Genomic DNA, 25,566 nt, shown 5'->3' with positions numbered 1-25,566 from the left:
CATTGAGTCACACATAACAGGGTAGCGCCATCCCGCACGGATGGCTTGCTCCCACCTCCCCCACGGGGAGGGCGGCCGCGATCACGCTTGTGTTGTCCCATCTGTTCTGCAAATGAGGAGCCGTCAACATGAATGAAGCCGTTCCAGCGCATGAGATCGTCGAGACTTCCTACCGCATGGGGCTGGTGGCCCTGTCCTACGGCATTGCCGTGCTGGGGTCCTTCGTGGCCCTGACCGCGGCGCAGCGCATCCGTGGGCGCGAGGGCATCAGCGGACTCAACCTGCTGGCTGCGGGCACGGCGCTGGGCGGCATAGGCGTGTGGTCCATGCATTTCACCGGCATGCTGGCGCTGAACCTGGGCATGGGTTCGGGCTATTCCATGGTCGAGACCCTGGTTTCCCTGTGCGCTGCCGTGGCCGCGACCTCGGTGGCGCTGGCCTTCGTCGCCCGCAGGCCCGACAGTGGTGCGCGGATACTGGGCGCGGGAACGCTGCTGGGCCTGGGCGTGGCCTTCATGCACTACCTGGGCATGCATGGCATGCGCTTTCCCGGATTCATCGTCTGGTCCGTCCCCACCGTGCTGCTGTCCGTGGGCATTGCCGTGGTGGCGGCCAGCGCCGCGCTGTGGCTGTCGTTTCGCACCAGTTCCATCGGCATGCGTGCGCTGGCGGCCGCGGTGATGGGGGCTGCCGTGTGCTCCATGCATTACACCGGCATGGCGGCGGCGGACTTCGTATGTGTTTCCGAAACCCAGCGCTATGCCAGGCCGCAGGGCTTTGCCGTCATCAGCGCGCTGGACCTGCCGGTCTTCACCGTGATCGTGGCCATAGGCCTGGCCGCATTGATAGGCATGGACCAGCTTCTGCAGCAAAGGGACCGGATGCACCGGCCGCTGCCGCGTGGGTGACAATAAAAAACCGGCGAGTCGGGGAGCGCGCAGCGACCGTGCGCGGGTGAGGACTGGCACAATCGAAAATAGGAATTTTCTTAGAGTCAGTGCAGTATCTCTGGTGGTGGCATCCCCAGGGCAAGGCCCCGGGGTCCGGCCATGAGGCAGAAACTGCACGGGCTCCGGCTGCAAAAACATCGTATCCCCGAGGCTCCCTCCCAGACACAGCTCGCCAATGACACTTACCGAACTCAAATACATCGTGGCCGTGGCACGTGAAAAGCATTTTGGCCGCGCCGCCGAAGCCTGTTATGTGTCCCAGCCGACGCTGTCCGTGGCGATCAAGAAGCTGGAGGAGGAGCTGGACGTGAAGCTCTTCGAGCGCAGCGCCGGCGAGGTGTCGGTCACGTCCTTGGGCGAGGAGATCATCCGCCAGGCGCAAAGCGTGCTGGAGCAGGCCGCCGAGATCAAGGAGATCGCCAAGCGCGGCAAGGATCCGCTGTCGGGCGTGCTGACGCTGGGCGTGATCTACACCATCGGCCCCTACCTGCTGCCGGACCTGGTGCGCAACTCCATCCTGCGCACGCCGCAGATGCCGCTGATGCTGCAGGAGAACTACACCATCAAGCTGCTGGAGATGCTGCGCACCGGCGAGATCGACTGCGCCATCGTGGCCGAGCCCTTTCCCGACACCGGCCTGGCGCTGGCGCCGCTGTACGACGAGCCCTTCATGGCCGCCGTGCCCAGCACCCATGCGCTGGCCCAGAAGGACCATGTCTCCACCAGCGACCTCAAGAACGAGACCATGCTGCTGCTGGGCTCGGGCCACTGCTTCCGCGACCATGTGCTCCAGGTCTGCCCCGAGTTCGCGCGCTATGCGAGCAACGCCGAAGGCATACGCCGCACCTTCGAGGGCTCGTCGCTGGAGACCATCAAGCACATGGTGGCCGCCGGCATGGGCGTGACCCTGGTGCCGCGCCTGTCCGTGCCCGCCGATGCACTGGAGACCACCGCTCGCCGCCGAAAGACCGACGAGCCGCATATCCGCTACCTGCCCATCCTCGAGGACGACGGCTCGGCGCCCCCCTCGCGCCGCGTGGTCCTGGCCTGGCGCCGCAGCTTCACGCGCTACGAGGCCATCGCCGCGCTGCGCAACGCGGTCTACGCCTGCGCCTTGCCCGGCGTCAAACGCCTTTCCTGATGACCGCAACGCCACGGCGGCCGCGCCACCGCGCGCGCCGGGCTTGCGTTATCGTTGTCCCTGGTCCGCGGGCGGTCTGCCCGGGACATGTTCCATCCGTACGAAGCTGAAAGGGATCCCATGGCCAAAAATGCCAGCAAAGACAAGTCCGGTGCCAAGAAGCCAGAGGCCGCGCCGGCCGAGATCGCACCTGCGTCCGTGCGCCCCACGGCCATCCACATCGGCATCAGCGACAAGGACCGCGCCGCCATCGCCAAGGGTCTGTCGGCCCTGCTGGCCGACACCTACACGCTGTACCTGACCACGCACAACTTCCACTGGAACGTCACGGGTCCGATGTTCAACACCCTGCACACCATGTTCATGGGGCAGTACACGGAGCTGTGGAACGCCGTCGATCCCATCGCCGAGCGCATCCGTGCGCTGGGCCACTTCGCGCCCGGCTCCTATGCGGACTTCGGCAAGCTCACCAGCCTGGCCGACGTGCCCCACGATCCCCCGAAGGCCCTGGAGATGGTGCGCATCCTGGTGGCCGGCCACGAGGCCGTGGCCCGCACGGCCCGCAGCCTGTTCCCGCTGGCCGACAAGGCCAGCGACGAGCCCACGGCCGACCTGCTCACCCAGCGCCTGACGGTGCACGAGCAGACCGCCTGGATGCTGCGCGCCCTGCTGGAAGACTGATGCGCCTGATCCCGCCACCCCCCATGGAGGCCATGCCCGCGCATGCTCTGGGACTGGATTGACGCACATGCCGCCCTGGGCGGCCTGTGCCTGGTACTGGCCGCCCTGTGCGGCCTTTTTTTCCATCTGCGCAGGCAGGGCGCGGCCACCGGGCTGCGCATGCCCGTGGCCGCCTGGCGCGCGCTGGGCATGGCGGGGGCCATGGCGGCCCTGGCGCTGGCGGTCATGGCGCGCGACATGCTGGGCCTGGCCGATCCCGCAGGCTGTGCTTCCTGCAACGACTGGCCCGCCATGGACGAGGCCCTGCACCAGTGGCTGGCCGGCCATGCCACCGATGCCTGGGTGCGTCCCGTGGCCGCCTTCACGCAGCTCGGCCACGTGGGCTGGATGATCGCCCTGTCATTGCTGGTGATGCTGGTGCTGCTGTGGCGGCGCGACTGGCTGCATGCCGGCGCCTGGCTGGTGGCCACGGCCGGCGTGGGGCTGTGGATCCGCGCCATCAAGACCAGCGTGGGGCGCCCCCGTCCGCAAGGCGGCTGGGTGCCCGAGGGCGGCTTCAGCTTTCCCAGCGGCCACAGCGCGGGCACCTTCGTGCTCTATCTCATGCTGGCCTGGCTGCTGCTGCCGTACCTGCGTCCCGCCTGGCGCTGGCCCGCGGGCCTGGCCGCCCTGACGGTGGCGCTGGGCGTGGGGGGCAGCCGCGTGGTGCTGCGCGTGCACTTCGCCAGCGACGTGCTGGCCGGCTGGCTGCTGGGCCTGGCGTGGATGGCGCTCGTGGTCTGCGCTGTGGAGTGGGCGCAAACCCGCGCTGCCGGCAGGCGCTGCTGAACCGCGCTTGGGGGGCTGGCCATCGTCCGGCGACAATGCGGTCATTCCGAATGCTGTCCGTGGGCGGCGGGTCATGGCCCGCCCCCACCTCCGTCGCCATGTCCACCACGTCCTCGCCCCTGCCCACGCCCGCTCCCCGGCGCAGCAAACTGTCGCTCTACCTCGATCTGGTCCGCTTCAACCGCCCGGCCGGCTGGCTGGTCCTGGTCTGGCCCACGCTGGCCGCCCTGTGGCTGGCATCGGACGGGTTCCCGGGCTGGCATCTGCTGGCGGTCTTCGTGCTGGGCACGGTGCTGATGCGCAGCGCGGGTTGCTGCATCAACGACATCGCCGACCGCGATTTCGACCGCCACGTCAAGCGCACCACGCAGCGCCCCGTCACCTCGGGGCAGGTCTCGGTCAGGGAGGCCGCCCTGCTGGGCGCGGCCCTGGCCCTGGTCTCGCTGGGCCTGGTGCTGACCACGCGCTGGGAGGCCGTGGCCTGGTCCGTGCCTGCCGTGCTGTTCACCATCCTCTACCCGTTCACCAAGCGCTTCTTCGCCATGCCCCAGGCCTTCCTGGGCATTGCCTTCAACTTCGGCATCATCATCGCCTTCGCCGCCGTGCAGGGGCAGGTCCCGGCCACGGCCTGGATCCTGTGGTTCGCCAACATGTTCCTGGTGCTGGCCTATGACACCGAATACGCCATGGTGGACCGCGACGACGACCTGAAGATCGGCATGAAGACCTCGGCCATCACCCTGGGCCGCTTCGACGTGGCCGCCGTCATGGGCTTCTTCGTGCTCTGCGGCCTGCTGACGGTCCGGGCCGTGCAGCCCTGGGCGCTGGGCTGGCCCTTCTGGCTGGGCCTGGCCGGGGCCGCGGCCCAGGTGGTCTGGCACTTCACGCTGATCCGCCACCGCACGCGCGAGGGCTGCTTCACGGCCTTCAGCAAGAGCCACTGGATAGGCGCCAGCCTGTTCGGGGGGGTGGCGCTGGGGTTCGCGTTGCGTTGAGGGAGCGGGGCCGGGCCGGGCGCAGGCCACCCCGCCCCTGGCTCCCTCAGTGCGGAATGCCGCGCCGGCGCAGCCGTATGGCGCCCAGGGCGGCGGCCAGCGCGCCCAGCAGCGCCAGAGGCCAGGCGGAGAGTACGGGGACGGGCGTTACGTGGCCGGAGCCAGGACCGGGGCCGGGACCGGGACCGGGATTAGGCCCGGGCGGCGTGGTCACCACCAGCAGGATGCTCTGCGGCACATCGGCCGCCGCCAGCCACAGCGCATTGCCCGGCTGGCTGGCGACCAGGGTGCAAAGGCCCGCGCCGACCATGGTGACCGTGCTGCCGGACACGGTGCAGAGGCCCGGCGTGGTGCTGGCGTATTGCACCGGCAGGCCGGAACTGGCCGTGGCGGGTGCAACGAGGAGGAAGCTGCCCCCGGCCGTGAAAGGCTGGTCCGGCTGTGCCGGGAAGGCGATGGTCTGGGGCCTCTGGATGCGGACGTCGACGAAGACCCCGCTGGCGGCCAGCCACTGGCCGGGCACGCCTGGCTGCTGGGCCTCCAGCTGGCAGGTGCCTGCGTCCAGCATCGTGACCGTGGCGCCCGCGACCGTGCAGATGGCGGGGGTGTGGCTGACATAGCTCACCGGCAGGCCCGAGCTGGCCGTGGCGGCGGGGCTGATCGTGAAGGTGGCGCCCACGGTGGCGAGGACCTGGTCGGCCTGCGGTGGGAAGCTGATGGTCTGGGGCGAGACGGCGCGCAGGTCGGGAGTCAGGCGGGAGATGAAACCATGAAGCGTGCCTGCCGGCGCGGGCGGGACGGGTCCTGAGGCGGCGGGAAAGTCGGTGGATCCGGTGAAGCCGGCCACCACGACCTCGCCCGACGGCGCGAGGGCCAGCGCGGTGACATCGTCCGGGCCCGCCCCTCCCAGGTAGGTGACTTGCCACGTGCTTCGCAGATCGCCGGCCAGGCGTGCGACAAAACCATCCTGGTCCCCGCCGCTGGCAGCTTGTGCACCGTGGACCGTGCCGAGAAGGTTGTCGGATTGGGCGAAGCCCGCCACCAGGATCTCTCCCGCGCTGTCGATGGACAGGGCTCCGATGTAGTCGTTGAGCACGCCACCCAGGTAGGTGCTCTGTTCCAGCGTGCGCAGATCCAGGGTCAGGCGAGCGATGAAGCCGTCGTTCTGCCCCCGGTTGTCGGGCTGTACGGCCCCCGCCGTGCGGGGAAAGTCCCTGGAATAGGTCTGCCCGGTCACCACCAGTTCGCCCGACGGAGAGAGGGCCAGGGCCGTGACGTTCTCCCACTGGCTGCCGCCCAGATAGGTGGTGCGCACCAGGGAGCGCAGATCGTCGGAAAGGCGTGCCACGAAACCGTCGGCATCGCCACTGTGCCGCGGCCGCGCCGCGCCCGTCGTCTGGGGCAGGTTGGTGGAATAGGTCTGCCCGCCGGCCAGGATCTCCCCGGAGGGCAGGATGGCCAGGGCGGTGACGTAGTCGGACTTCGCGCCTCCCAGGTAGGTGCTTTGCAGCGGGGTGCGCAGGTCGCCGGACAGGCGTGTGATGAAACCATCGACCGCGCCGGAGAAGCTGGCCTGGGCCCCGCCCGCGATTTGGAGCAGGTCCGGGGAAATCGTGTACCCGGCCACGACGATTTCGCCCGAGGGTGCAAAGGCCAGGGCCGTGACAACCTCCCAGCCGCCGTTGCCCAGGTAGGTGCTCTGCACTAGTTGGCGCAGGTTGTCTGACAGCAGCATGACAAAGCCGCTCGGGCTGCTGGTGGAGGCGGGCCGTGCGCCGCCCGCCGTACCGGGGATGTCCCTGGAGTAGGTCTGGCCGGCCACCGCCACTTCCCCGGTGGCCGAGATGGCCAGTGCGTTGACGGGGCTGTAGTCCGAGGTGCCCAGGTAGGTGCTTTGCTGGAGGGCGAGATGGCCGGACAGCCGTGCCACGAAGCCATTGACCCCCGGGTTCGTGGACTGTGCCCCGCCTGCCGTTCCGGGGAAATTGGTGGCAAGCGTGAAGCCGGCTACCAGGATGTCGCCCGACGGCGGGTCGATGGCCATGGTTTCGAGCACGGTGTGCCCCGACCCGCCCAGGTAGGTGCTTTGCAGCAGGGGGTCGATCACCAGCGGCAACGAACGGTCATAGTCGCCCAGCGCAAAGCCGTAGGCGTGGCCCTGGCTGTCGAGTGCGTACCGCACGGGCACGTCCACGCGCCGGCCCGCGACCTCCTGGAATGCGACGGGCGCCGTGTAGGCCACATCGCCATGGCCCGTGGCCGCCACCAGCGTGCCGTCGTCGCCCAGGCGCAGCGACAGCGCCCCGTCGAGCTGCACGCGGATCTGCGCGGTATCGGCATGCGGGGCCACGTGAAAGAGCTTTTCCATGTTGGCGCCGCGCGCGGCCAGTTCCACCCGCACGCCGGGCCAGGCCTGGCCCAGGTGCAGGTTGCGGTAGGTGGCGGGCTGGTAGCTGGCCTGGCCGACGAAGTGGGTGACGCGGCTGGCCGCGACGTCGCCGCCTTCGGGCGCCAGTGGCAGTGCGCCGACCAGGGTTTCGGTGAGACTCCAGCCGGCGGGGGCGGATGGCATGGCCGGCATGGCCGGGGAGATGCGCGCGGCCTTGGACCGGGGCGCCTGCGCGGGGCCCGCCAGGCTGTAGACGATCTGGCCCCGGTGCGTGATGTGGACCGGGCCCGCGAAGGTGCGGCCCACGAAGGCCACGGCCGGGTCGAACTGGCCGCTGTTGGCCTCGAAGGGCATGGCCAGGCCTTGCAGCGCCTGCTGTGCGCGCAGCATCTGTCCTGCCTGGTCGACGGGGGCGGGTGATGCCAGGGTGATGCCGGCGGCGGCTGCGAGCAGGCTTGCCGTGAGCGCAAGCCGCCAGCCACAGGGCAGGGGGCGGGAATGGGACTTCATGCGTTCTCCTCGAATGCAGGCCATCCAAGGCAAGCCTGAAGCGGGAGGAGACGGCGTGGCGTCCCTTGCGGGGCGGATGCTTGGTGGAAACTGCGGTGCCAGGGGCGGACCGGCGCGGGCTCTGCCCGTGCGGGCGGTCACTCCGTGCCTTCTACCCAGCACCGCATGTTTCAACCATCGGAACTATCTGATTTTCAGTCTGAAAATGCGGTGGCGCTGTTCCCCGGCGCCACCTTTGGCCGCAGGCTTATCGGCCGAACTCGGCCGCCAGTTCCTTGGCGCGGGCTTCGGCCGCGCGCATGGCGGCCACGAAATGCCCGGGCACCTGCTGCGCCTGCATGTGGGTGATGGCGGCATGGGTGGTGCCGCCCTTGCTGGTCACGCGCTGGCGCAGCACCTCGGCGGGTTCGGTGGAGCGCGCCGCCAGCTCCGAGGCGCCCTGGAAGGTGGCCACGCCCAGGCGGTAGGACTGCTCGGCCGTCAGGCCCATGTCCACGCCGGCCTGCGTCATGGCTTCGAGGAAGAGGAACACATAGGCGGGGCCCGAGCCGGACAGCGCGGTCACGGCGTCCAGGTGCGCTTCCTGGTCCACCCAGACGAACTGGCCCGTGGTGGCCACGACCTGTTCGATGGCGGCCTTGCCGGTCGCATCGACCTCGGGGCGCGCGAACAGGCCCGTCATGCCCTTGCCGACCAGGGCCGGCGTGTTGGGCATGGCACGCACGATGCGTCCCGTGCCCAGCCAGCCGGCGATGCTGTCCGTGGGGATGCCGGCGGCCACGCTCAGGTGCAGGGCCTGGCCGGTGTGCGGCGCGGCCGCCTGGGCGGCTTCCTTGAAGGTCTGGGGCTTGACGGCCCAGACCACGATGCCGGCGCCGGCCAGCGCGCTGGCGGCCGCCGCCGCGTCGGCATGGGCCTCGATGCCGAAGTTCGAGCGCAGTGCGTCGCGCGCGGCCTCGAACGGCTCGACGACGACGATGCGGTCCGCCGTCTGGCCCTGGCCGATGAGCCCGCCGATGATGGCGCTGGCCATGTTGCCGCCGCCGATGAAGGCGATGGTGCCCAGGGAAGGCGATGCAGGAGTGGAGGTGGTGACAGTCATGGTGCGCAGCGTTCTTGCGGAAGATAGGCGGTGATCAGGACCTGGTTGGCCTGGGACGGATTGAAATTGTCGTCGCTGGCAAAGACCAGCGTGCGCGTGCCGTCGGGCAACGGCGGCCCCCAGGACATGGCTTCCATATTGTCCAGCCGGCCGCGCTGCAGGGTGGAGAGGTCGGCGATCAGCGTCTTGGCTGCCGTCTGTGGCGGCGTGCGGGCGAAGGAGGGCAGGGCCAGCGTGTCGGGCGCATCGTCGGTATCCAGGCCGATGCGGTACAGCCGTGCGCCGAATCCATGGCCGGGGCTGTAGGAGCGCTCCAGCACCAGCAGGTGGCTGGGGCCGTCGGACAGGATCTCGCTGATGCCGTTGACCTCGCGGCGGCGCAGGAGGCCCCGGCTGGCTGCCGGCACGGCATCGGGCTGGTAGGCGATCTGGCGCAGCATGCGGCCGTCGGACAGGTCCACCAGGCTGATGCGCACGGGTGCGCCGGCCGTGTCGGCGCTGGCGCGCGGGCCGTCCTGGCGCAGCGGCGCTTCCAGCGCCAGCCAGGCATGGCGGCCGTCCGCAGTCACGGCCAGGCCTTCGAAGCCGAAGTTCGAACGCACGCCCGGGGTACCGGACTCATCCTCGAACGGGTAGAACCAGCGGGTGCGCTGGCGGCCTTCTGCGTCGGCACGCACCAGCGAAGGGCCGAAGCCGCGTGCCAGGTCACCTTCCTCGGTCCACAGCAGGCTGCCGTCCGGCAGCAGGCGGATGGCTTCGGGGTCGGGGACGGGCTGGGCGGCGGGTGCGGCATGGCGCGGGCGCAGCCACCGGCCCTCGGCATCCCGCAGCGGATGCACTTCGGTGACCTGCGCCTGCCAGGGGTTGGGGCCGGCGCGCCGTTCGGCGGGAACCTGCTCCACGCGCAGCCGCATCCAGCGCGCGGGGCCGTGCGCCGAGCGGTCGTCGCTGATGGCCACGTAGTCGCCGCGACGTGCATCGTAGTCCAGGCCCGAGATGCCTCCGATGGTGCTGCCGTTGACGGGCTCGTCGCGTGCCATGGTGGTACTGCCCAGCCATTGCAGGCGTGTGCATGGCGCAGGCCGCGGAGGCACGGCACAGCCGGCCAGCACCAGGCCGGCCAGCAGGAGGCAGGCGGCCCCGCGCAGGGCCTCAGGCCGCCAGTGCGGTCTGTGCCACGGCATGTTCCCAGCGCGCCATCAATTCATCGGCGCGGGATTGGTCCAGCGTCGGCACGAAGCGGCGCTCGGCCTTCCACAGCGCGGACAGCTCCTCGGTGCTCTGGTAGACGCCGGACGACAGGCCCGCCAGATAGGCCGCGCCCAGCGCCGTGGTCTCCACGCAGGCCGGGCGCACCACGGGGATGCCCAGCAGGTCGGCCTGGAACTGCATGAGCAGGTTGTTGACGCAGGCGCCGCCGTCCACGCGCAGTTCGCTGACCGGCGCGCCGCCGCTGGCCACCGCGTCGCGGCTCATGGCCAGCAGCAGGGCCGCGCTCTGGAAAGCGATGGATTCGAGGGCGGCGCGCGCGATGTGGGCGATGGTGGTGCCGCGCGTCAGCCCGGTGATGGTGCCGCGCGCGTCGGGCTTCCAGTAGGGGGCGCCCAGGCCCGTGAAGGCCGGCACCATCATCACGCCGCCCGAGTCGGGCACGCTCTCGGCCAGTTGCTGGACCTGGCCGCTGTGCTCGATGGCGCGCAGGCCGTCGCGCAGCCACTGGACCACGGCGCCGCCGACGAAGACGCTTCCCTCCATGGCATAGGCCCGTTCGGTGGGCGCTGGCAGTCCGGTGCCGGGCCGCCCCAAGCCGGACTGGGCCCCCTCGGGGGGCAGCGCAGTACGCGAAGCGACAAGCGTGGGGGCCACTTGTGCCGCACTGGTGGTCAGCAGGCCGTTGGCCGAGGTCTGGAAGGTGCCGCCCGTGTGCATCAGCATGAAGCAGCCCGTGCCATAGGTGTTCTTGGCCATGCCCGCCGCAAAGCAGGCCTGTCCGAAGAGGGCGCTTTGCTGGTCGCCGGCCACGCCGCCGATGGCGATCTCGCCGCCCAGGACCTCGGCCGCCGTCCTGCCAAAGTCCGCCGCCGAAGGCAGTACCTCGGGCATCAGTGCACGCGGGATGTCCAGCAGGGCCAGCAGCTCGTCGTCCCACTGGTTGGTGTGGACGTTGAACAGCATGGTCCGGCTGGCGTTGGAGACATCGGTCACATGGCGGCGCCCGCCCGTGAGCTGCCAGATCAGCCAGCTGTCCACGGTGCCGAAGGCCAGCTCGCCACGCTCGGCGGCGGCGCGCGCGCCGTTCACGTTGTCCAGGATCCAGCGCAGCTTGGTGCCCGAGAAATAGGCATCGATCAGCAGGCCGGTCTTGCGCTGGATGGTGTCGGCATGGCCGCCGTCGCGCAGCTGGGCGCACAGCGGCTCGGCGCGGCGGTCCTGCCAGACGATGGCGTGGTGCATGGGCTGGCCCGTGGCACGGTTCCAGACCACGGTGGTCTCGCGCTGGTTGGTGATGCCCAGGGCACGGATATCCGCTGCCGCGAGGCCTGCCTTGGCCAGGGCCTCGCGCGCCGTGGCCAGCTGGGTGCGCCAGATCTCGCGCGGATCGTGCTCGACCCAGCCGGGCCGGGGATAGATCTGCGGCAGCTCCAACTGGGCCGAGGCCACGATGCGACCCTGGGTGTCGAAGACGATGCTGCGGGAGCTGGAGGTGCCCTGGTCCAGGGCAAGCAGATAGGTCATGGTGCGGTATCCAAGAAAAAGCGGAGCGGGTGCGCGCGTCTTCCGGCGAAGGTGCGCAGCGGCTCCAGGGAGCTTATTGCGCCACCACGCATTGCACCTCGGCTTCGCGCAGGAGTGCGTCGAACGGGGCAGGGGGCGCGGTATCGGTGAACAGGCGGTCGATCTGGTCCAGGCGCGCCAGCTCCACCATGGCCTGGCGGCTGAACTTGCTGTGGTCGGCCGCCAGCCAGACCTCGCGCGACTGGGCGATGATGGTCTGGGCCACCTTGACCTCGCGCATGTCGAAGTCGCGCAGGCTGCCGTCGGGCTCGATGGCCGAGATGCCGATCAGCGCGATGTCCACCTTGAACTGGCGGATGAAGTCCACGGCGGCCTCGCCCACGATGCCCCGGTCGCGCGTGCGCACCACGCCGCCGGCCACGATGACCTCGCAGTCGGCGTTGGAGCTGAGGATGGCCGCCACGTTGAGGTTGTTGGTGATCACGCGCAGGCCCCGGTGCTTGAGCAGGGCCTGGGCCACGGCCTCGGTGGTCGTGCCGATGTTGAGGATCAGCGAGCAGCCGTTGGGAATCGCCTCGGCCACGGCGCGCGCGATGCGGGCCTTGCCCTCGGCATGCAGCACCTGGCGCTGGGTGTGGCCCAGGTTCTCCACCGTGGCGCTGGGCACGCGCACGCCGCCATGAAAGCGCACCAGCAGGCCGGCATCGGCCAGCTTCTGGATATCGCGGCGCACGGTCTGCAGGGTCACGCCCAGGATATCGGCCAGTTGCTCCACCGAGGTGGACTGGCGGCTGCGCACTTCATCGAGCAGCTGTAGTTGTCGGGGATTGGTATTCACGGCGATTCCAGGGCTAGGGCGTTCTCGGGCAAACAGGGCGGGGCGACTGGGTTATAGCGCATTTGTCCCGGCGGGCCGTGGATTGGAGAACTTTAAAACGAAGAAAAAAGAACAGCACCTAGGGTATGTGTTGATGGGCTTCGACCCGGAAAGAACAAAAATGAACGCATTCTTGCTTTCGGATGTGGCGCGAGCCGCTGCGCCGAGGCCCGTGTTTCTCCTTGTTCAATCGCTGCCCCTGCAGGCGGCCTCGTCAGTGAGGGCGGTCGTGGAACTGGTGTTGGAGGCAATCAGCAAGCGCGTGGGTGGCCAGACCTGGCTGCACCCCATGCATCTGGAACTGGAAAGCGGCGCGGTGACCGTGCTGCTGGGGGCCACGCAGGCCGGCAAGACCAGCCTGATGCGCATCATGGCCGGGCTGGATGTGCCCTCGGAGGGGCGGGTCCGTGTCGATGGCACCGACGTGACCGGCATGCCGGTGCGCGAGCGCAACGTGGCCATGGTCTACCAGCAATTCATCAACTATCCCTCGCTCACGGTGGCGGACAACATCGCCTCCCCCCTGAAGCTGCGCGGCGACCGGGATGTGGCGCAGCGCGTGCGCACCCTGGCCGAGCGGCTGCACATCGACATGTTCCTGGACCGCCTGCCGGCCGAGCTGTCGGGTGGCCAGCAGCAGCGCGTGGCGCTGGCACGGGCCCTGGCCAAGGGCGCGCCGCTGATGCTGCTGGACGAGCCCCTGGTCAACCTGGACTACAAGCTGCGCGAGGAACTGCGCGAGGAACTGAGCCAGCTGTTCGCCACGGGTGACTCCACCGTGGTCTACGCCACCACGGAACCCGGCGAGGCCCTGCTGCTGGGTGGCTACACCGCCGTGCTGCACGAGGGCGAACTGCTGCAGTACGGGCCTACGGCCGAAGTCTTTCACCAGCCCAACTCGCTGCGCGTGGCGCGGGCCTTCAGCGATCCGCCCATGAACCTGATCGCGGCGCGGGCCGTGGAGGGCGGGCTGGAGCTGCCCGGGGGCGCCCGGCTGCCCGCGGCGCTGGGCGCGCAGGCCGCCGGCATGGAGCGCCTGACGCTGGGCCTGCGCGCCAGCGCCCTGCGGCTGCAGGCACGGCCCGCGGACCTGGCATTGCCCGGCCGTGTCGAGCTGGCCGAGATCTCGGGCTCGGACACCTTCGTTCATGCGACCACGCCCTGGGGCGAACTGGTGGCCCAGGTCACGGGCGTGCACCACCTGGAGCTGGGCAGCGCAGTCACGCTGCACCTGGACCCGGCACAGGCCTATGTGTTCGGCGCGGATGGCGCACTGCTGCGGGCCCCCGCGCGGCCGGGAGGACGCTGAGATGGCCCGCATACAACTCGATCTCGCGCACTCCTACAAGCCCGACCCGCAGCAGGACAGCGATTACGCGCTGCTGCCGCTGGACATGGTCTTCGAGGATGGCGGTGCCTACGCCTTGCTCGGTCCCTCGGGCTGCGGCAAGACCACCATGCTGAACATCATGTCCGGCCTGCTCGTGCCGTCGCAAGGCAAGGTGCTGTTCGACGGCCGCGACATGACGCACGCCACGCCCCAGGAGCGCAACATCGCCCAGGTGTTCCAGTTCCCGGTGATCTACGACACCATGACCGTGGCCGAGAACCTGGCCTTCCCCCTGAAGAACCGCCGCATGCCGGCGGACCGCGTCCGCGAGCGCGTGGGCCAGATCGCCGAGATGCTGGAGATGAGCGGCCAGCTCGACCAGCGCGCCGCCGGCCTGTCGGCCGATGCCAAGCAGAAGATCTCGCTGGGCCGGGGCCTGGTGCGGCCCGATGTCTCGGCCGTGCTGTTCGACGAGCCGCTCACCGTGATCGACCCGCAGCTCAAGTGGCAGCTGCGCCGCAAGCTCAAGCAGATCCACCATGAGTTGCGGCTGACGCTGATCTATGTGACGCACGACCAGGTCGAGGCCCTGACCTTTGCCGACCAGGTCGTCGTCATGACGCGCGGGCGCGCCGTGCAGGTGGGCACGCCGGCCCAGCTGTTCGAGCGGCCCAGCCATGCCTTCGTGGGGCACTTCATCGGCTCGCCCGGCATGAACTTCGTGCCCCTGCTGCGCGAGGACGGCCGGCTGCTGGCCGAGGGCCAGTACCTGCCGCTTCCTGCCGCGCTGGCGCACGTGGCGCCCGGCCTGCCGCTGAGCCTGGGCATACGTCCCGAGTACCTGGCCCTGGCTTCGCCCGATGCGTCCGGCGCCGTGGCCTGCACGGTGGAACGCGTGCAGGACGTGGGCACGCACCAGCTGCTGGTGGCGCGCCTGGGCGCGCGGCTGCTCAAGCTGCGCTGCGGCGCCGATGCCTTCCTGCCCGCCGTGGGCGAGACGGTATGGGTACAGCTGCAGGGCCCCCATACCTGCTATTACCTGAACGAGGAGCTGCAGGCATGAGCCAGACCGTCAAGCCCGTCAACCAGAAGGCCTGGCTGCTGATCCTGCCGGTCATCGTCTGCGTGGCCTTCTCGGCCATCATCCCGCTGATGACGGTGGTGAACTACTCGGTGCAGGACATCATCAGCCCCGACCGGCGCGTGTTCGTCGGCACGGAATGGTTTGCCCAGGTCATGCGCGACGAGGAACTGCACTCGGCCCTGCTGCGCCAGATCACGTTCTCGCTGGCCGTGCTGCTGGTGGAAATCCCGCTGGGCATCGCGCTGGCGCTGTCCATGCCGGCCCAGGGCTGGAAGGCCTCGGCCGTGCTGGTCGTGGTCTCGCTGTCGCTGCTGATTCCGTGGAACGTGGTCGGCACCATCTGGCAGATCTACGGCCGCGCCGACATCGGCCTGCTGGGCGCTGCGCTCAACACCCTGGGCGTGGACTACAACTACACGGGCAATGCCACCGATGCCTGGCTCACGGTGCTGGTGATGGATGTGTGGCACTGGACGCCGCTGGTGGCGCTGCTGTGCTATGCGGGCCTGCGCTCCATCCCCGACGCCTACTACCAGGCAGCGCGCATCGACGGTGCCAGCAAGTTCGCCGTGTTCCGCTACATCCAGCTGCCCAAGATGCGCGGCGTGCTGATGATCGCCGTGCTGCTGCGCTTCATGGACAGCTTCATGATCTACACCGAGCCCTTCGTGCTCACCGGCGGCGGGCCCGGCAATGCGACCACCTTCCTGTCGCAGTACCTCACGCAAAAGGCCGTGGGCCAGTTCGATCTGGGACCGGCGGCGGCCTTCTCGCTGATCTATTTCCTCATCATCCTGCTGCTGTGCTTCATCCTCTACAACTGGATGCAGCGCGTGGGCACCGCCGACAAGGAGGGGGCTGGACATGAATGACGAAGGCCGTTTCCACAAGCGCACGCTGTTCCTCGTCGCCTACCTGCTGTTCGCCGTGCTGCCCATCTACTGGATGGTCAACATGAGCTTCAAGACCAACGAGGAGATCCTGTCCAGCTTCTCGCTGTGGCCCCGGCATTTCACCTGGGCCAACTACCAAACCATCTTCACCGATGCCTCCTGGTACTCGGGCTACATCAACAGCCTGATCTATGTGGCCATCAACACCGTGATCTCGCTGACCGTGGCCCTGCCCGCGGCCTATGCGTTCTCGCGCTACCAGTTCCTGGGCGACAAGCATGTGTTCTTCTGGCTGCTGACCAACCGCATGACGCCGCCGGCCGTGTTCCTGCTGCCCTTCTTCCAGCTCTACACCACGGTGGGGCTGATGGACACGCACATCGCCGTGGCCCTGGCGCACCTGCTGTTCAACGTGCCGCTGGCCGTCTGGATCCTGGAGGGCTTCATGAGCGGCATCCCGCGCGAGATCGACGAGACGGCCTACATCGACGGCTACTCCTTCCCGCGCTTTTTCCTGACCATCTTCCTGCCGCTGATCAAGGCGGGCGTGGGGGTGGCGGCCTTCTTCTGCTTCATGTTCAGCTGGGTGGAGCTGCTGCTGGCGCGCACGCTGACCAGCGTCAATGCCAAGCCCATCGTGGCGACCATGACGCGCACCGTCTCGGCCTCGGGCATGGACTGGGCCACGCTGGCGGCGGCCGGGGTGCTGACCATCGTGCCCGGCGCCATCGTGATCTGGTTCGTGCGGCATTACATCGCCAAGGGCTTTGCCATGGGGAGGGTGTGACATGTGGCTCCCCCTGAGTCGCTTCGCGCCTTCCCCCTCTCTCGCTTCGCGGGAGGGGGGCGTACGGGCAGCCGGCGACACCCTCGGTGCGGGGCGGCGCGGCCGGCATAGGCCCTTCCTCGGTGTCTCTGAGTTGGGCTCTGCCAGTCTCGAAGCTCGGTGGCGCTGACGTTGGATTGCTGAAAGGACTCACTCATGTTTTCCTGGATGGCCTGGACGCTGCCGGTGGCGGTGTTCTTCAGCTGCATCGTGCTGATGCTGGTGGGTATGACGCTGTGGGAGCTGCGCAGTCCCACGGTACTGCGCAAGGGCTGGCTGCCGATGGCGACGACGCGCGGGGACCGGCTGTTCATCGGGCTGCTGCTGGCAGCCTATGTGAATCTGGCCTGGGTGGGCCTGGGCGAGAGGATGGCGCAGTGGTTCTCGCTGGAGGCGGAGCCCTCGGTGTGGATCAGCTTCGTGCTGTCCATGCTGGTCCTGGCCCTGGTCATGCGCAAGGGCTGAAATGACGCACCCCCTGAGTCGCTGCGCGCCTTCCCCCGTTGCACGGCGCCCTCTCTCGCTTCGCGGGAGGGGAACGACAGCCTCGCTGCGGGACGGCGCGGCCGGCTCAGGCCCTTGCTCGCTGCCCCTCGCTTGGGACATGCCTGCTCTATGCGCAGCGCCATGAATATTTGAAGCTTTTCTCAACAGCCGGGCCCGACGCTCCCCCGGGGCCCGCTGGTGCATGTGCAGGTCGGGGAGACAGCAAGAATCTAGGAGACGGCAGATGAAACAGCGACTTCACACCATTGCCCTGGCGGCGGCCCTGCTGGCGGCGGGCCAGGCGGCCTGGGCGGGCGAGGCGGAGGCGAAGAAGTGGATCGATTCCGAGTTCCAGCCCAGCACGCTGTCCAAGGACCAGCAGATGGCCGAGATGAAATGGTTCATCGAGGCGGCCAAGAAGCTGCAGGCCAAGGGCGTCAAGGAAATCTCCGTGGTCTCCGAGACCATCACCACGCACGAGTACGAGAGCAAGACGCTGGCCAAGGCCTTCACCGAGATCACCGGCATCACGGTCAAGCACGACCTGATCCAGGAAGGCGACGTCGTCGAGAAGCTGCAGACCTCGATGCAGTCGGGCAAGTCCATCTACGACGGCTGGATCTCCGACTCCGACCTGATCGGCACGCACTACCGCTATGGCCGCATCATGAACCTGACCGACTACATGGCCGGCGCGGGCAAGGAATTCACCAATCCGGGCCTGGACATCAAGGACTTCATCGGCACCAGCTTCACCACGGCGCCCGACGGCAAGCTCTACCAGCTGCCCGACCAGCAGTTCGCCAACCTCTACTGGTTCCGCGCCGACCTGTTCGAGCGCAAGGACCTCAAGGACAAGTTCAAGGCCAAGTACGGCTATGACCTGGGCGTGCCGCTGAACTGGAGCGCCTACGAGGACATCGCCGAGTTCTTCACCAACGACGTCAAGCAGATCGACGGCAAGCCCATCTACGGACACATGGACTACGGCAAGAAGGACCCATCGCTGGGCTGGCGCTTCACCGATGCCTGGCTGTCCATGGCGGGCGCGGCCGACAAGGGCATTCCCAACGGCATGCCCGTCGATGAGTGGGGCATCCGCGTGGCCGACGACAAGTGCACGCCCGTGGGCGCCTCGGTCTCGCGCGGCGGCGCCACCAACTCGCCGGCCGCCGTGTTCGCGCTGACCAAGTACGTGGACTGGATGAAGAAGTACGCGCCCAAGGAAGCCATGGGCATGACCTTCGGCGAGTCCGGCCCCGTGCCGGCCCAGGGCCAGATCGCCCAGCAGATCTTCTGGTACACGGCCTTCACGGCCGACATGACCAAGCCCGGCCTGCCCGTGGTCAATGCCGACGGCACGCCCAAGTGGCGCATGGCGCCCGGCCCCAACGGACCCTACTGGAAGGACGGCATGCAGAACGGCTACCAGGACGTGGGCAGCTGGACCTTCTTCAAGGACCACGACGCCAACCGCACGGCCGCCGCCTGGCTCTACGCCCAGTTCGTCACGGCCAAGACCGCCAGCCTCAAGAAGACCATCGTCGGCCTGACACCCATCCGCGAAAGCGACATCCGTTCCAAGGCCATGACCGACATGGCGCCCAAGCTCGGCGGCCTGGTGGAGTTCTACCGCAGTCCCGCCCGCGTGGCCTGGACGCCCACCGGCAACAACGTGCCCGACTATCCCAAGCTGGCCCAGCTGTGGTGGAAGAACGTGGCCCAGGCGGTCACGGGCGAGAAGACGCCCCAGGGCGCCATGGACAACCTGGCCGAGGAAATGGACCAGGTCATGGCCCGCCTGCAGCGCGCGGGCATGGCCCAGTGCGCGCCCAAGCTCAATCCCAAGGGCGACCCCGCCAAGTGGCTCAGCGACAAGCAGGCGCCCTGGAAGAAGCTGGCCAACGAGAAGCCCAAGGGCGAGACGATTGCGTATGACACGCTGCTCAACGCCTGGAAAAACGGCAAGGTGCGTTAGCACCCCCTGAGGCGCTTGCGCGCCTTCCCCCTCTCTACCCGCTTCGCGGGGGAGGGGGGCGTACGGGCAGCCGGCGACGCCCTCGCCGCGAGGCGGCTCTTGCTCGGCGTCCCTGAGTTGGGCCGCGTCGGCTTTGGGCGCAATACCCTGCGCTGGCACCACAGTCCATCGTTGGGCGTCCTGGGTCGCCAAAAACACGAAACGAAAGATAGCGAAGAAAAAAATACAAAAACGAGCGAAAATAGCGGAAAACCCGATTCCGTCCCCTTCGCATTGGGCGCAGGCGTGGCGTACCGGGTGCTGACATGGCGGCTACATGGCGCCCTGTTAACTTAGGTTCCATCTCCTCCGTCGAAGATCCATGTCCCTCGCTGCTTCCCCTTTGCCCACCGGCCGCGCTGCCCTGCTGGAACGCCTGGCCCAGCCCGAAACCTTTGACCTGGCCATCATCGGCGGGGGCGCCACCGGGCTGGGTGTGGCCCTGGACGCTGCGGCGCGCGGTTTCAAGGTGGTGCTGGTGGAGTCGCATGACTTTGCCAAGGGCACGTCCTCGCGTGCCACCAAGCTGGTCCACGGCGGCGTGCGCTATCTGGCCCAGGGCAACATCGCGCTGGTGCGTGAAGCCCTGCACGAGCGCACCACGCTGTTGCACAACGCGCCCCATCTGGCCCAGCCGCTGGCCTTCGTGATGCCGTCCTACCGCCTGCTGGACACGCCGTTCTACGGCGTGGGCCTGAAGATGTACGACGCGCTGGCCGGCAAGGCCGGCCTGGGCGCCACCGAATTCCTCTCCCGCTCCAGCACCGTCAAGTGCCTGCCTACCGTGCGCCAGCAAGGCCTCAAGGGCGGCGTGAAGTACTGGGACGGCCAGTTCGACGATGCGCGCCTGGCGCTGGCGCTGGCGCGCACGGCGGCCGCCAGGGGCGCGTTGCTGGTCAACTACTGCCCGGCCCGGGAACTGCTGCACGAGGACGGCAAGGTGGCCGGCCTGGTCTGCGAGGACAGCGAGACCGGCAACCGCTTCACGCTGCGCGCCAGGTGCGTGGTCAACGCCACCGGCCCCTGGGTGGACCTGTTCCGCCAGCAGGATGCCGAGGCCCAGGGCCGTCCCGTCAAGCCCATGGTCGCGCCCAGCCAGGGCGTGCACGTGGTCGTGGACCGCGATTTCCTGCCCGGCGACCATGCGCTGCTCGTTCCCAAGACGGCCGATGGTCGCGTGTTGTTCGCCGTTCCCTGGCTGGGCAAGGTCATCCTGGGGACCACCGACACGCCGCGCAACGACCTGGCGCGCGAACCGCTGCCATTTGCCGAGGAACTGGACTTCATCCTCACCGAGGCCGGCCGCTACCTCACGCGCCAGCCCACGCTGGCCGATGTGCGCAGCATGTGGGTGGGCCTGCGCCCGCTGGTCAAGCCGCAGGACGACGACGGCGAGAACACCAAGAAGATCAGCCGCGAGCACACGGTCATGTCCAGCCGCACCGGCCTGGTCACCGTCACCGGCGGCAAGTGGACCACCTACCGCGCCATGGCCGAGGACGTGCTGTCCGAATGCTTCGCCATCGGCCGCCTGCCGCACCGCCCGGGCGGCGTCACCGTGCACCTGCCTCTGGCGGGTGCGCCGGCCGAGTCTGCCGTCCATCACCGCATGAGCCAGGTGCAGGGCTTGCACTCGTATGGCACGGAGGCGGCGGCCGTCGCTGCGCTGCCGGGTGCCGAGGAATGGCTGGCGGACGGCCTGAGCGAGGCCATGGTGCGTTTCGCCGCGCGCTTCGAATATGCGCGAACGGTGGAGGACGTGCTCGCGCGCCGCAGCCGCCTGCTGTTCCTCGATGCGCGCAAGGCGTCCGAGGTGGCGCCGCGCGTGGCGGCCATTCTCCAGGAGGAACTGGGGCAGGACGCCGCACTTGCAAGCTTCATGGCGCTGGCGAGCCAATACCTGCCGGCCTGAGACGGCTGCAACCGCCGCCGACGGCTGGCTTCGTTGCAAAAGTGCCCTGCATTGCAGGGCACTTTTGCATGGTGCGTCGCGGCGTGCCTTGTTTGTCAAAATTTATCAAAACTTGTCATCGATTGTTTTTATGTATCAAAATCGGGTCTGGATCCCTTGCGGATCCCTTCGGATAACAGCCACTCCAAGGCTGATGAGGGGGGAGAACGATGAGGAAAGCGCTTGCAAGTCCGTTTTCCGTCGGGCGAGGGCTCTGCCCGAGTCCGGGGCGACGGTCCTTCGGGGCCTTCGCGGTGTCTGCATCACGGTGTTGTGGCGGGGCGGCAGCTTCCTGCGTCCACCGCCAACGATTGCGTTGAGTCTGCCACCCTTTGCCGAGCCCGCGTGGCTCGGTTTTTTTATGTGCGGCCAGCATGCGGCAGCCGACCGGCTGGCCCTGGAAGCCCCTGAAGAGGTGGCGATCCTGTGGGGGGCGCGCAACGCTCGTGGCCAGGGGTAGGGAAAGCTGCTAAGGGTTTGACGCGCAAAGGATTTTCTGGGACAATCCCATGCTTCACGTGAAAATCGTGAAGTTATCTGCCCAGTGGAAGCGCCGAGAAATGGTTTTCGGCGTGGACGACGGGCCCAAGACTGACTGGCTGCTCGCGGCCCTTGAGAAGACTCTGGGGCTGTCGAGTGTTTGCTGGAGCAAGTTGGGAATATTGAAATGATCCAAACAGAATCTCGGTTAGAGGTTGCCGACAACACCGGCGCGAAGTCTGTTCAGTGCATCAAGGTGCTGGGCGGTTCTCATCGTCGCTATGCGAGTGTGGGCGACATCATCAAGGTGAGCATCAAGGAAGCTGCTCCGCGTGGCCGCGTCAAGAAGGGCGAGGTCTACAGCGCAGTGGTGGTCCGCACGGCGAAGGGTATTCGCCGCGCCGATGGCTCGCTCGTCAAGTTCGACGGCAATGCCGCCGTTCTGCTGAACGCCAAGCTGGAGCCTATCGGCACCCGCATCTTCGGCCCCGTGACCCGTGAACTGCGTACCGAAAAGTTCATGAAGATCGTGTCCCTGGCACCTGAAGTTCTCTAAAGGAAGCACCATGAACAAGATTCGCAAGGGCGACCAAGTCATCGTGCTGACCGGCCGTGACAAGGGCAAGCAAGGCGTGGTCTCGGCACGCAAGGACGACTCCCACCTGTTGATCGAAGGCATCAACCTGGTGAAGAAGCACGTCAAGCCGAACCCCATGAAGGGCACCACCGGCGGCATCGTGGAAAAGGCCATGCCCATCCACCAGTCCAACGTGGCCATCTTCAATGCAGCGACCGGCAAGGCCGATCGCGTGGGCATCAAGGTGCAAGCCGACGGCACGCGCGTTCGCGTGTTCAAGTCCAACGGCGCCGAAATCAAGGCGGCCTAAGGGGTAACACATGGCACGACTGCAAAAACTGTATCGCGAAAAGATCGCGGCTGAACTCAAGGAAAAGTTCGGCTACACCTCCACCATGGAAGTGCCCCGCCTGACCAAGATCACCCTGAACATGGGTGTGAGCGAAGCCGTGGCCGACAAGAAGGTGATGGACAACGCCGTGGCCGACCTGACCAAGATCGCTGGTCAGAAGCCCGTGGTGACCAAGGCCAAGAAGGCTATCGCCGGCTTCAAGATCCGTGAAGGCCAGGCCATCGGCTGCATGGTGACCCTGCGCGGCGTTCAGATGTACGAATTCCTGGACCGTTTCGTCACCGTGGCTCTGCCCCGCGTGCGTGACTTCCGTGGTATCTCCGGCCGTTCGTTCGACGGTCGCGGCAACTACAACGTCGGCGTCAAGGAACAGATCATCTTCCCCGAAATCGAGTACGACAAGGTGGACGCTCTGCGTGGTCTGAACATCAGCATCACGACCACGGCAAAGACCGACGACGAGTGCAAGGCACTGCTCGCCGCTTTCCGTTTCCCCTTCAAGAACTGAGGTGGCGCATGGCTAAAGTTGCATTGATTCAGCGCGAACTGAAGCGCGAAAAGCTGGCAGCCAAGTACGCTGCCAAGTACGCAGAACTGAAGGCGATCGCCGCTGACGCAAAGCGCAGCGACGAAGAGCGCGAAGCCGCTCGCCTGGGCCTGCAAAAGCTGCCCCGTAACGCGAACCCCACTCGCCAGCGCAACCGCTGCGAGATCACGGGTCGTCCCCGTGGCACCTTCCGTCAATTCGGTCTGGGCCGCGCCAAGATCCGTGAACTGGCCTTCGCCGGCGACATCCCCGGTGTCACCAAGGCCAGCTGGTAAGCAAGCAGGAGAGATTAAACATGAGCATGAGTGATCCCATCGCTGACTTGCTGACCCGCATCCGCAACGCACAAATGGTCTCCAAGGCCACCGTGTCGGCTCCTTCCTCCAAGGTCAAGGTTGCCATCGCCCAGGTGCTGAAGGATGAAGGCTACATCGACGGCTTCCAGGTGAAGACCGACGCTGGCAAGTCCGAACTCGAAATTACCCTGAAGTACTACGCCGGCCGTCCGGTGATCGAGCGCATCGAGCGCGTGAGCCGTCCCGGCCTGCGCGTGTACAAGGGCCGCGACGCAATCCCCCAGGTCATGAACGGCCTGGGCGTGGCCATCGTCACCACTCCCAAGGGCGTGATGACGGATCGCAAGGCACGCGCTACCGGCGTGGGCGGCGAAGTGCTGTGCTACGTGGCCTAAGACATTAAGGAGAAATACTGAAATGTCTCGCGTAGCAAAGACTCCCGTGGCCATCCCCGCAGGCGTGGATGTGTCCATCAAGGCTGACCAGATCAACGTGAAGGGTACCGGCGGTTCGCTGTCGCTGGCCCAGAACGTGCTGGTGAAGATCTCCAACAACGAAGGCAAGCTGTCTTTCGAGCCCGTCAACGACTCGCGCGAAGCCAACGCCATGAGCGGCACCATGCGTCAGCTGGTGAACAACATGGTGGTGGGCGTGAGCAAGGGCTTCGAGAAGAAGCTGTCGCTGGTCGGCGTGGGCTTCAAGGCCGCCGCCTCGGGCAACAAGCTGAACCTCGCGATCGGCTTCTCGCACCCGGTGAACTTCGAAATGCCGGCCGGCATCACCGTCGCCACCCCGACCCCCACGGAAATCGTGGTCAAGGGTGCCGACCGCCAGGTCGTTGGCCAACTGGCTGCTGAGATCCGTGCCGTTCGTCCCCCCGAGCCCTACAAGGGCAAGGGCATCCGTTACTCGGATGAGAAGGTCGTGATCAAAGAGACCAAGAAGAAGTAAGGAGCTGCATTATGTTGACCAAGAAAGAGCAGCGTCTGCGTCGTGCCCGCCAGACCCGTATCCGCATTGCACAGCAAGGCGTGGCGCGTCTGAGCGTGAACCGTACGAACCTCCACATCTACGCCAGCGTGGTGTCGGAAGATGGCACCAAGGTGCTGGCTTCTGCTTCCACTGCCGAAGCCGAAGTGCGCACCCAGCTGGGCGCCATCGGCAAGGGTGGCAACGTGGCTGCCGCCACGCTGATCGGCAAGCGCATTGCCGAGAAGGCCAAGGCTGCCGGCGTGGAGAAAGTGGCTTTCGATCGCGCTGGTTTCGCATACCACGGCCGCGTGAAGGCTTTGGCAGAAGCCGCTCGTGAAGCGGGCCTGCAGTTCTAAGCGGAGCGGATAGAAATGGCAAAGTTTTCTCCCAAGGTGCAAGACGAAGGTCGTGACGACGGTCTGCGCGAAAAAATGATCGCGGTGAACCGCGTCACCAAGGTCGTGAAGGGCGGTCGTATCCTCGGCTTCGCTGCACTGACCGTGGTTGGCGACGGCGATGGCCGCGTTGGCATGGGCAAGGGCAAGTCCAAGGAAGTGCCTGCCGCCGTGCAAAAGGCGATGGAAGAGTCCCGTCGCAACATGATCAAGGTGTCCCTGAAGAACGGCTCGATCCATCACACCGTGATGGGCCAGCATGGCGCAGCATCCGTGATGCTGAACCCCGCTCCCAAGGGTACCGGCATCATCGCTGGCGGCCCGATGCGTGCCGTCTTCGAAGTGCTGGGCATCACCGACATCGTGGCCAAGAGCCATGGCTCGTCGAATCCCTACAACATGGTCCGCGCGACTTTTGACGCTCTGAAGAACTCCACGACCCCCGCGGAAGTGGCAGCCAAGCGCGGCAAGTCGGTTGAAGACATCTTCACCGCCTGATCGGAGTCAATCACATGACAACGCAACAAACCGTGAAGGTGCAACTGGTGCGCAGCCCCATTGGCACCAAGCAATCGCACCGCGCCACCGTCCGTGGCCTGGGTCTGCGCAAGCTCAATAGCGTCAGCGAACTGCAGGACACGCCTGCCGTGCGCGGCATGATCAACAAGATCAGCTATCTGGTCAAAGTCCTCTGAAAGGATTGATGATGGAACTCAATAGCATCAAGCCTGCAGCGGGTGCCAAGCATGCCAAGCGCCGTGTCGGCCGTGGCATCGGCTCCGGCCTGGGCAAGACCGCCGGCCGTGGTCACAAGGGCCAGAAGTCGCGTTCGGGCGGCTACCACAAGGTGGGCTTCGAAGGCGGTCAAATGCCTCTGCAGCGCCGTCTGCCCAAGCGTGGCTTCAAGTCGCATCTGCTGAAGTTCAATGCAGAAGTGACCCTGTCCGCCCTGGAACAGCTCGGCCTGGCCGAAGTCGATCTGGCAGCTCTGAAGCAGGCCGGACTGGTTGGTGAAATCGCCAAGGTGGTCAAGGTCATCAAGAGCGGTGAAATCAGCAAGGCTGTCAAGCTCAGCGGCATCGGCGCCACCGCCGGCGCCAAGGCCGCCATCGAAGCTGCCGGCGGCAGCATCGCCTGATTAAAGTTCTGAA

At 67.2% G+C, this 25,566-nt stretch carries 27 protein-coding genes; 22 read left to right on the top strand and 5 right to left on the bottom strand.

Going from position 1 to position 25,566, the window contains the following annotated elements; all coding sequences use genetic code 11:
• The first annotated feature begins 128 nt into the window (after positions 1-128).
• The 5 genes from L1Z78_RS25745 to ubiA all read left to right on the top strand — a co-directional run bounded on the left by L1Z78_RS25745 (position 129) and on the right by ubiA (position 4,595).
• A complete protein-coding gene (locus tag L1Z78_RS25745; RefSeq protein ID WP_234639157.1) occupies positions 129-908 on the top strand; it encodes an MHYT domain-containing protein in 780 nt (259 codons plus the stop codon).
• A gap of 217 nt (positions 909-1,125) precedes the next feature.
• Positions 1,126-2,091: a LysR substrate-binding domain-containing protein gene (locus L1Z78_RS25740; RefSeq protein WP_234639156.1), complete on the top strand. Its 966-nt coding sequence runs from the start codon at positions 1,126-1,128 to the stop codon at positions 2,089-2,091.
• Between the two features lie 120 nt (positions 2,092-2,211).
• The gene (locus tag L1Z78_RS25735) at positions 2,212-2,772 is read left to right on the top strand and encodes a Dps family protein (RefSeq protein ID WP_234639155.1); all 561 of its coding nucleotides are present in this window, start codon (positions 2,212-2,214) and stop codon (positions 2,770-2,772) included.
• A gap of 42 nt (positions 2,773-2,814) precedes the next feature.
• Positions 2,815-3,600, top strand: a complete 786-nt coding sequence (locus L1Z78_RS25730; RefSeq protein WP_234639154.1) for a phosphatase PAP2 family protein — start codon at positions 2,815-2,817, stop codon at positions 3,598-3,600.
• A 98-nt stretch (positions 3,601-3,698) separates the two neighbouring features.
• The gene (gene ubiA, locus L1Z78_RS25725; RefSeq protein WP_418921654.1) at positions 3,699-4,595 is read left to right on the top strand and encodes a 4-hydroxybenzoate octaprenyltransferase; all 897 of its coding nucleotides are present in this window, start codon (positions 3,699-3,701) and stop codon (positions 4,593-4,595) included.
• Positions 4,596-4,641: 46 nt separating this feature from the next.
• Here ubiA and L1Z78_RS25720 read toward each other — a convergent pair whose 3' ends face one another.
• From L1Z78_RS25720 to L1Z78_RS25700, 5 genes are all read right to left on the bottom strand, one after another.
• The gene (locus tag L1Z78_RS25720) at positions 4,642-7,494 is read right to left on the bottom strand and encodes a hypothetical protein (RefSeq protein ID WP_234639153.1); all 2,853 of its coding nucleotides are present in this window, start codon (positions 7,492-7,494) and stop codon (positions 4,642-4,644) included.
• A gap of 247 nt (positions 7,495-7,741) precedes the next feature.
• The gene (proC, locus tag L1Z78_RS25715; RefSeq protein ID WP_234639152.1) at positions 7,742-8,596 is read right to left on the bottom strand and encodes a pyrroline-5-carboxylate reductase; all 855 of its coding nucleotides are present in this window, start codon (positions 8,594-8,596) and stop codon (positions 7,742-7,744) included.
• The gene (locus L1Z78_RS25710) at positions 8,593-9,780 is read right to left on the bottom strand and encodes an esterase-like activity of phytase family protein (RefSeq protein WP_234639151.1); all 1,188 of its coding nucleotides are present in this window, start codon (positions 9,778-9,780) and stop codon (positions 8,593-8,595) included. Before L1Z78_RS25710 ends, proC begins: the two co-directional genes overlap by 4 nt.
• Positions 9,749-11,332 (bottom strand): glycerol kinase GlpK, encoded by a 1,584-nt coding sequence (gene glpK, locus L1Z78_RS25705; protein WP_234639150.1) that lies wholly within the window; start codon positions 11,330-11,332, stop codon positions 9,749-9,751. Before glpK ends, L1Z78_RS25710 begins: the two co-directional genes overlap by 32 nt.
• A 73-nt stretch (positions 11,333-11,405) precedes the next feature.
• The gene (locus L1Z78_RS25700) at positions 11,406-12,170 is read right to left on the bottom strand and encodes a DeoR/GlpR family DNA-binding transcription regulator (RefSeq protein WP_234639149.1); all 765 of its coding nucleotides are present in this window, start codon (positions 12,168-12,170) and stop codon (positions 11,406-11,408) included.
• Between the two features lie 268 nt (positions 12,171-12,438).
• On the opposite strand from L1Z78_RS25700, the gene L1Z78_RS25695 reads away from it, so the two are divergent.
• From L1Z78_RS25695 to rplO, 17 genes are all read left to right on the top strand, one after another.
• Positions 12,439-13,518: an ABC transporter ATP-binding protein gene (locus L1Z78_RS25695; protein WP_234639148.1), complete on the top strand. Its 1,080-nt coding sequence runs from the start codon at positions 12,439-12,441 to the stop codon at positions 13,516-13,518.
• 1 nt (position 13,519) lies between these two features.
• Complete coding sequence (locus L1Z78_RS25690; protein WP_234639147.1) at positions 13,520-14,602, top strand: ABC transporter ATP-binding protein; 1,083 nt, start codon at positions 13,520-13,522, stop codon at positions 14,600-14,602.
• A complete protein-coding gene (locus L1Z78_RS25685) occupies positions 14,599-15,495 on the top strand; it encodes a carbohydrate ABC transporter permease (RefSeq protein ID WP_234639146.1) in 897 nt (298 codons plus the stop codon). Before L1Z78_RS25690 ends, L1Z78_RS25685 begins: the two co-directional genes overlap by 4 nt.
• Complete coding sequence (locus tag L1Z78_RS25680) at positions 15,488-16,303, top strand: carbohydrate ABC transporter permease (protein ID WP_234639145.1); 816 nt, start codon at positions 15,488-15,490, stop codon at positions 16,301-16,303. Before L1Z78_RS25685 ends, L1Z78_RS25680 begins: the two co-directional genes overlap by 8 nt.
• 195 nt (positions 16,304-16,498) lie before the next feature.
• Positions 16,499-16,807 carry a DUF2160 domain-containing protein gene (locus L1Z78_RS25675; RefSeq protein ID WP_234639144.1) on the top strand — a complete coding sequence of 103 codons (309 nt, stop codon included), beginning with the start codon at positions 16,499-16,501 and terminating at the stop codon, positions 16,805-16,807.
• A 265-nt stretch (positions 16,808-17,072) separates the two neighbouring features.
• Positions 17,073-18,806, top strand: a complete 1,734-nt coding sequence (locus L1Z78_RS25670; protein ID WP_234639143.1) for an ABC transporter substrate-binding protein — start codon at positions 17,073-17,075, stop codon at positions 18,804-18,806.
• 361 nt (positions 18,807-19,167) lie between these two features.
• Positions 19,168-20,757: a glycerol-3-phosphate dehydrogenase/oxidase gene (locus L1Z78_RS25665; protein WP_234639142.1), complete on the top strand. Its 1,590-nt coding sequence runs from the start codon at positions 19,168-19,170 to the stop codon at positions 20,755-20,757.
• 706 nt (positions 20,758-21,463) lie between these two features.
• Positions 21,464-21,832 carry a 50S ribosomal protein L14 gene (gene rplN / locus L1Z78_RS25660; RefSeq protein ID WP_120971765.1) on the top strand — a complete coding sequence of 123 codons (369 nt, stop codon included), beginning with the start codon at positions 21,464-21,466 and terminating at the stop codon, positions 21,830-21,832.
• A gap of 10 nt (positions 21,833-21,842) precedes the next feature.
• Complete coding sequence (gene rplX, locus L1Z78_RS25655) at positions 21,843-22,163, top strand: 50S ribosomal protein L24 (protein ID WP_234639141.1); 321 nt, start codon at positions 21,843-21,845, stop codon at positions 22,161-22,163.
• Between the two features lie 10 nt (positions 22,164-22,173).
• Positions 22,174-22,713: a 50S ribosomal protein L5 gene (gene rplE, locus L1Z78_RS25650; protein ID WP_016449175.1), complete on the top strand. Its 540-nt coding sequence runs from the start codon at positions 22,174-22,176 to the stop codon at positions 22,711-22,713.
• Positions 22,714-22,721: 8 nt separating this feature from the next.
• Positions 22,722-23,027: a 30S ribosomal protein S14 gene (rpsN, locus tag L1Z78_RS25645; RefSeq protein WP_234639140.1), complete on the top strand. Its 306-nt coding sequence runs from the start codon at positions 22,722-22,724 to the stop codon at positions 23,025-23,027.
• A 20-nt stretch (positions 23,028-23,047) separates the two neighbouring features.
• A complete protein-coding gene (rpsH, locus tag L1Z78_RS25640; protein ID WP_234639139.1) occupies positions 23,048-23,443 on the top strand; it encodes a 30S ribosomal protein S8 in 396 nt (131 codons plus the stop codon).
• 22 nt (positions 23,444-23,465) lie between these two features.
• Positions 23,466-23,999, top strand: a complete 534-nt coding sequence (rplF, locus tag L1Z78_RS25635; RefSeq protein WP_234639138.1) for a 50S ribosomal protein L6 — start codon at positions 23,466-23,468, stop codon at positions 23,997-23,999.
• Between the two features lie 11 nt (positions 24,000-24,010).
• A complete protein-coding gene (gene rplR / locus L1Z78_RS25630) occupies positions 24,011-24,376 on the top strand; it encodes a 50S ribosomal protein L18 (protein WP_012202970.1) in 366 nt (121 codons plus the stop codon).
• A 15-nt stretch (positions 24,377-24,391) separates the two neighbouring features.
• Positions 24,392-24,913 (top strand): 30S ribosomal protein S5, encoded by a 522-nt coding sequence (gene rpsE, locus L1Z78_RS25625; RefSeq protein WP_234639137.1) that lies wholly within the window; start codon positions 24,392-24,394, stop codon positions 24,911-24,913.
• 14 nt (positions 24,914-24,927) lie between these two features.
• Positions 24,928-25,110, top strand: coding sequence for a 50S ribosomal protein L30 (gene rpmD, locus L1Z78_RS25620; RefSeq protein ID WP_234639136.1), 183 nt, complete (start codon positions 24,928-24,930; stop codon positions 25,108-25,110).
• Between the two features lie 11 nt (positions 25,111-25,121).
• Positions 25,122-25,553: a 50S ribosomal protein L15 gene (gene rplO / locus L1Z78_RS25615; RefSeq protein WP_234642267.1), complete on the top strand. Its 432-nt coding sequence runs from the start codon at positions 25,122-25,124 to the stop codon at positions 25,551-25,553.
• Positions 25,554-25,566: the final 13 nt, after the last annotated feature.

It is taken from the genome of Delftia tsuruhatensis, assembly GCF_903815225.1.
Classification (GTDB): Bacteria; Pseudomonadota; Gammaproteobacteria; order Burkholderiales; family Burkholderiaceae_C; genus Comamonas; species Comamonas tsuruhatensis_A.
Note: the sequence above shows the minus strand (reverse complement) of the source record. Positions and strands in the feature narration are given on the sequence as shown.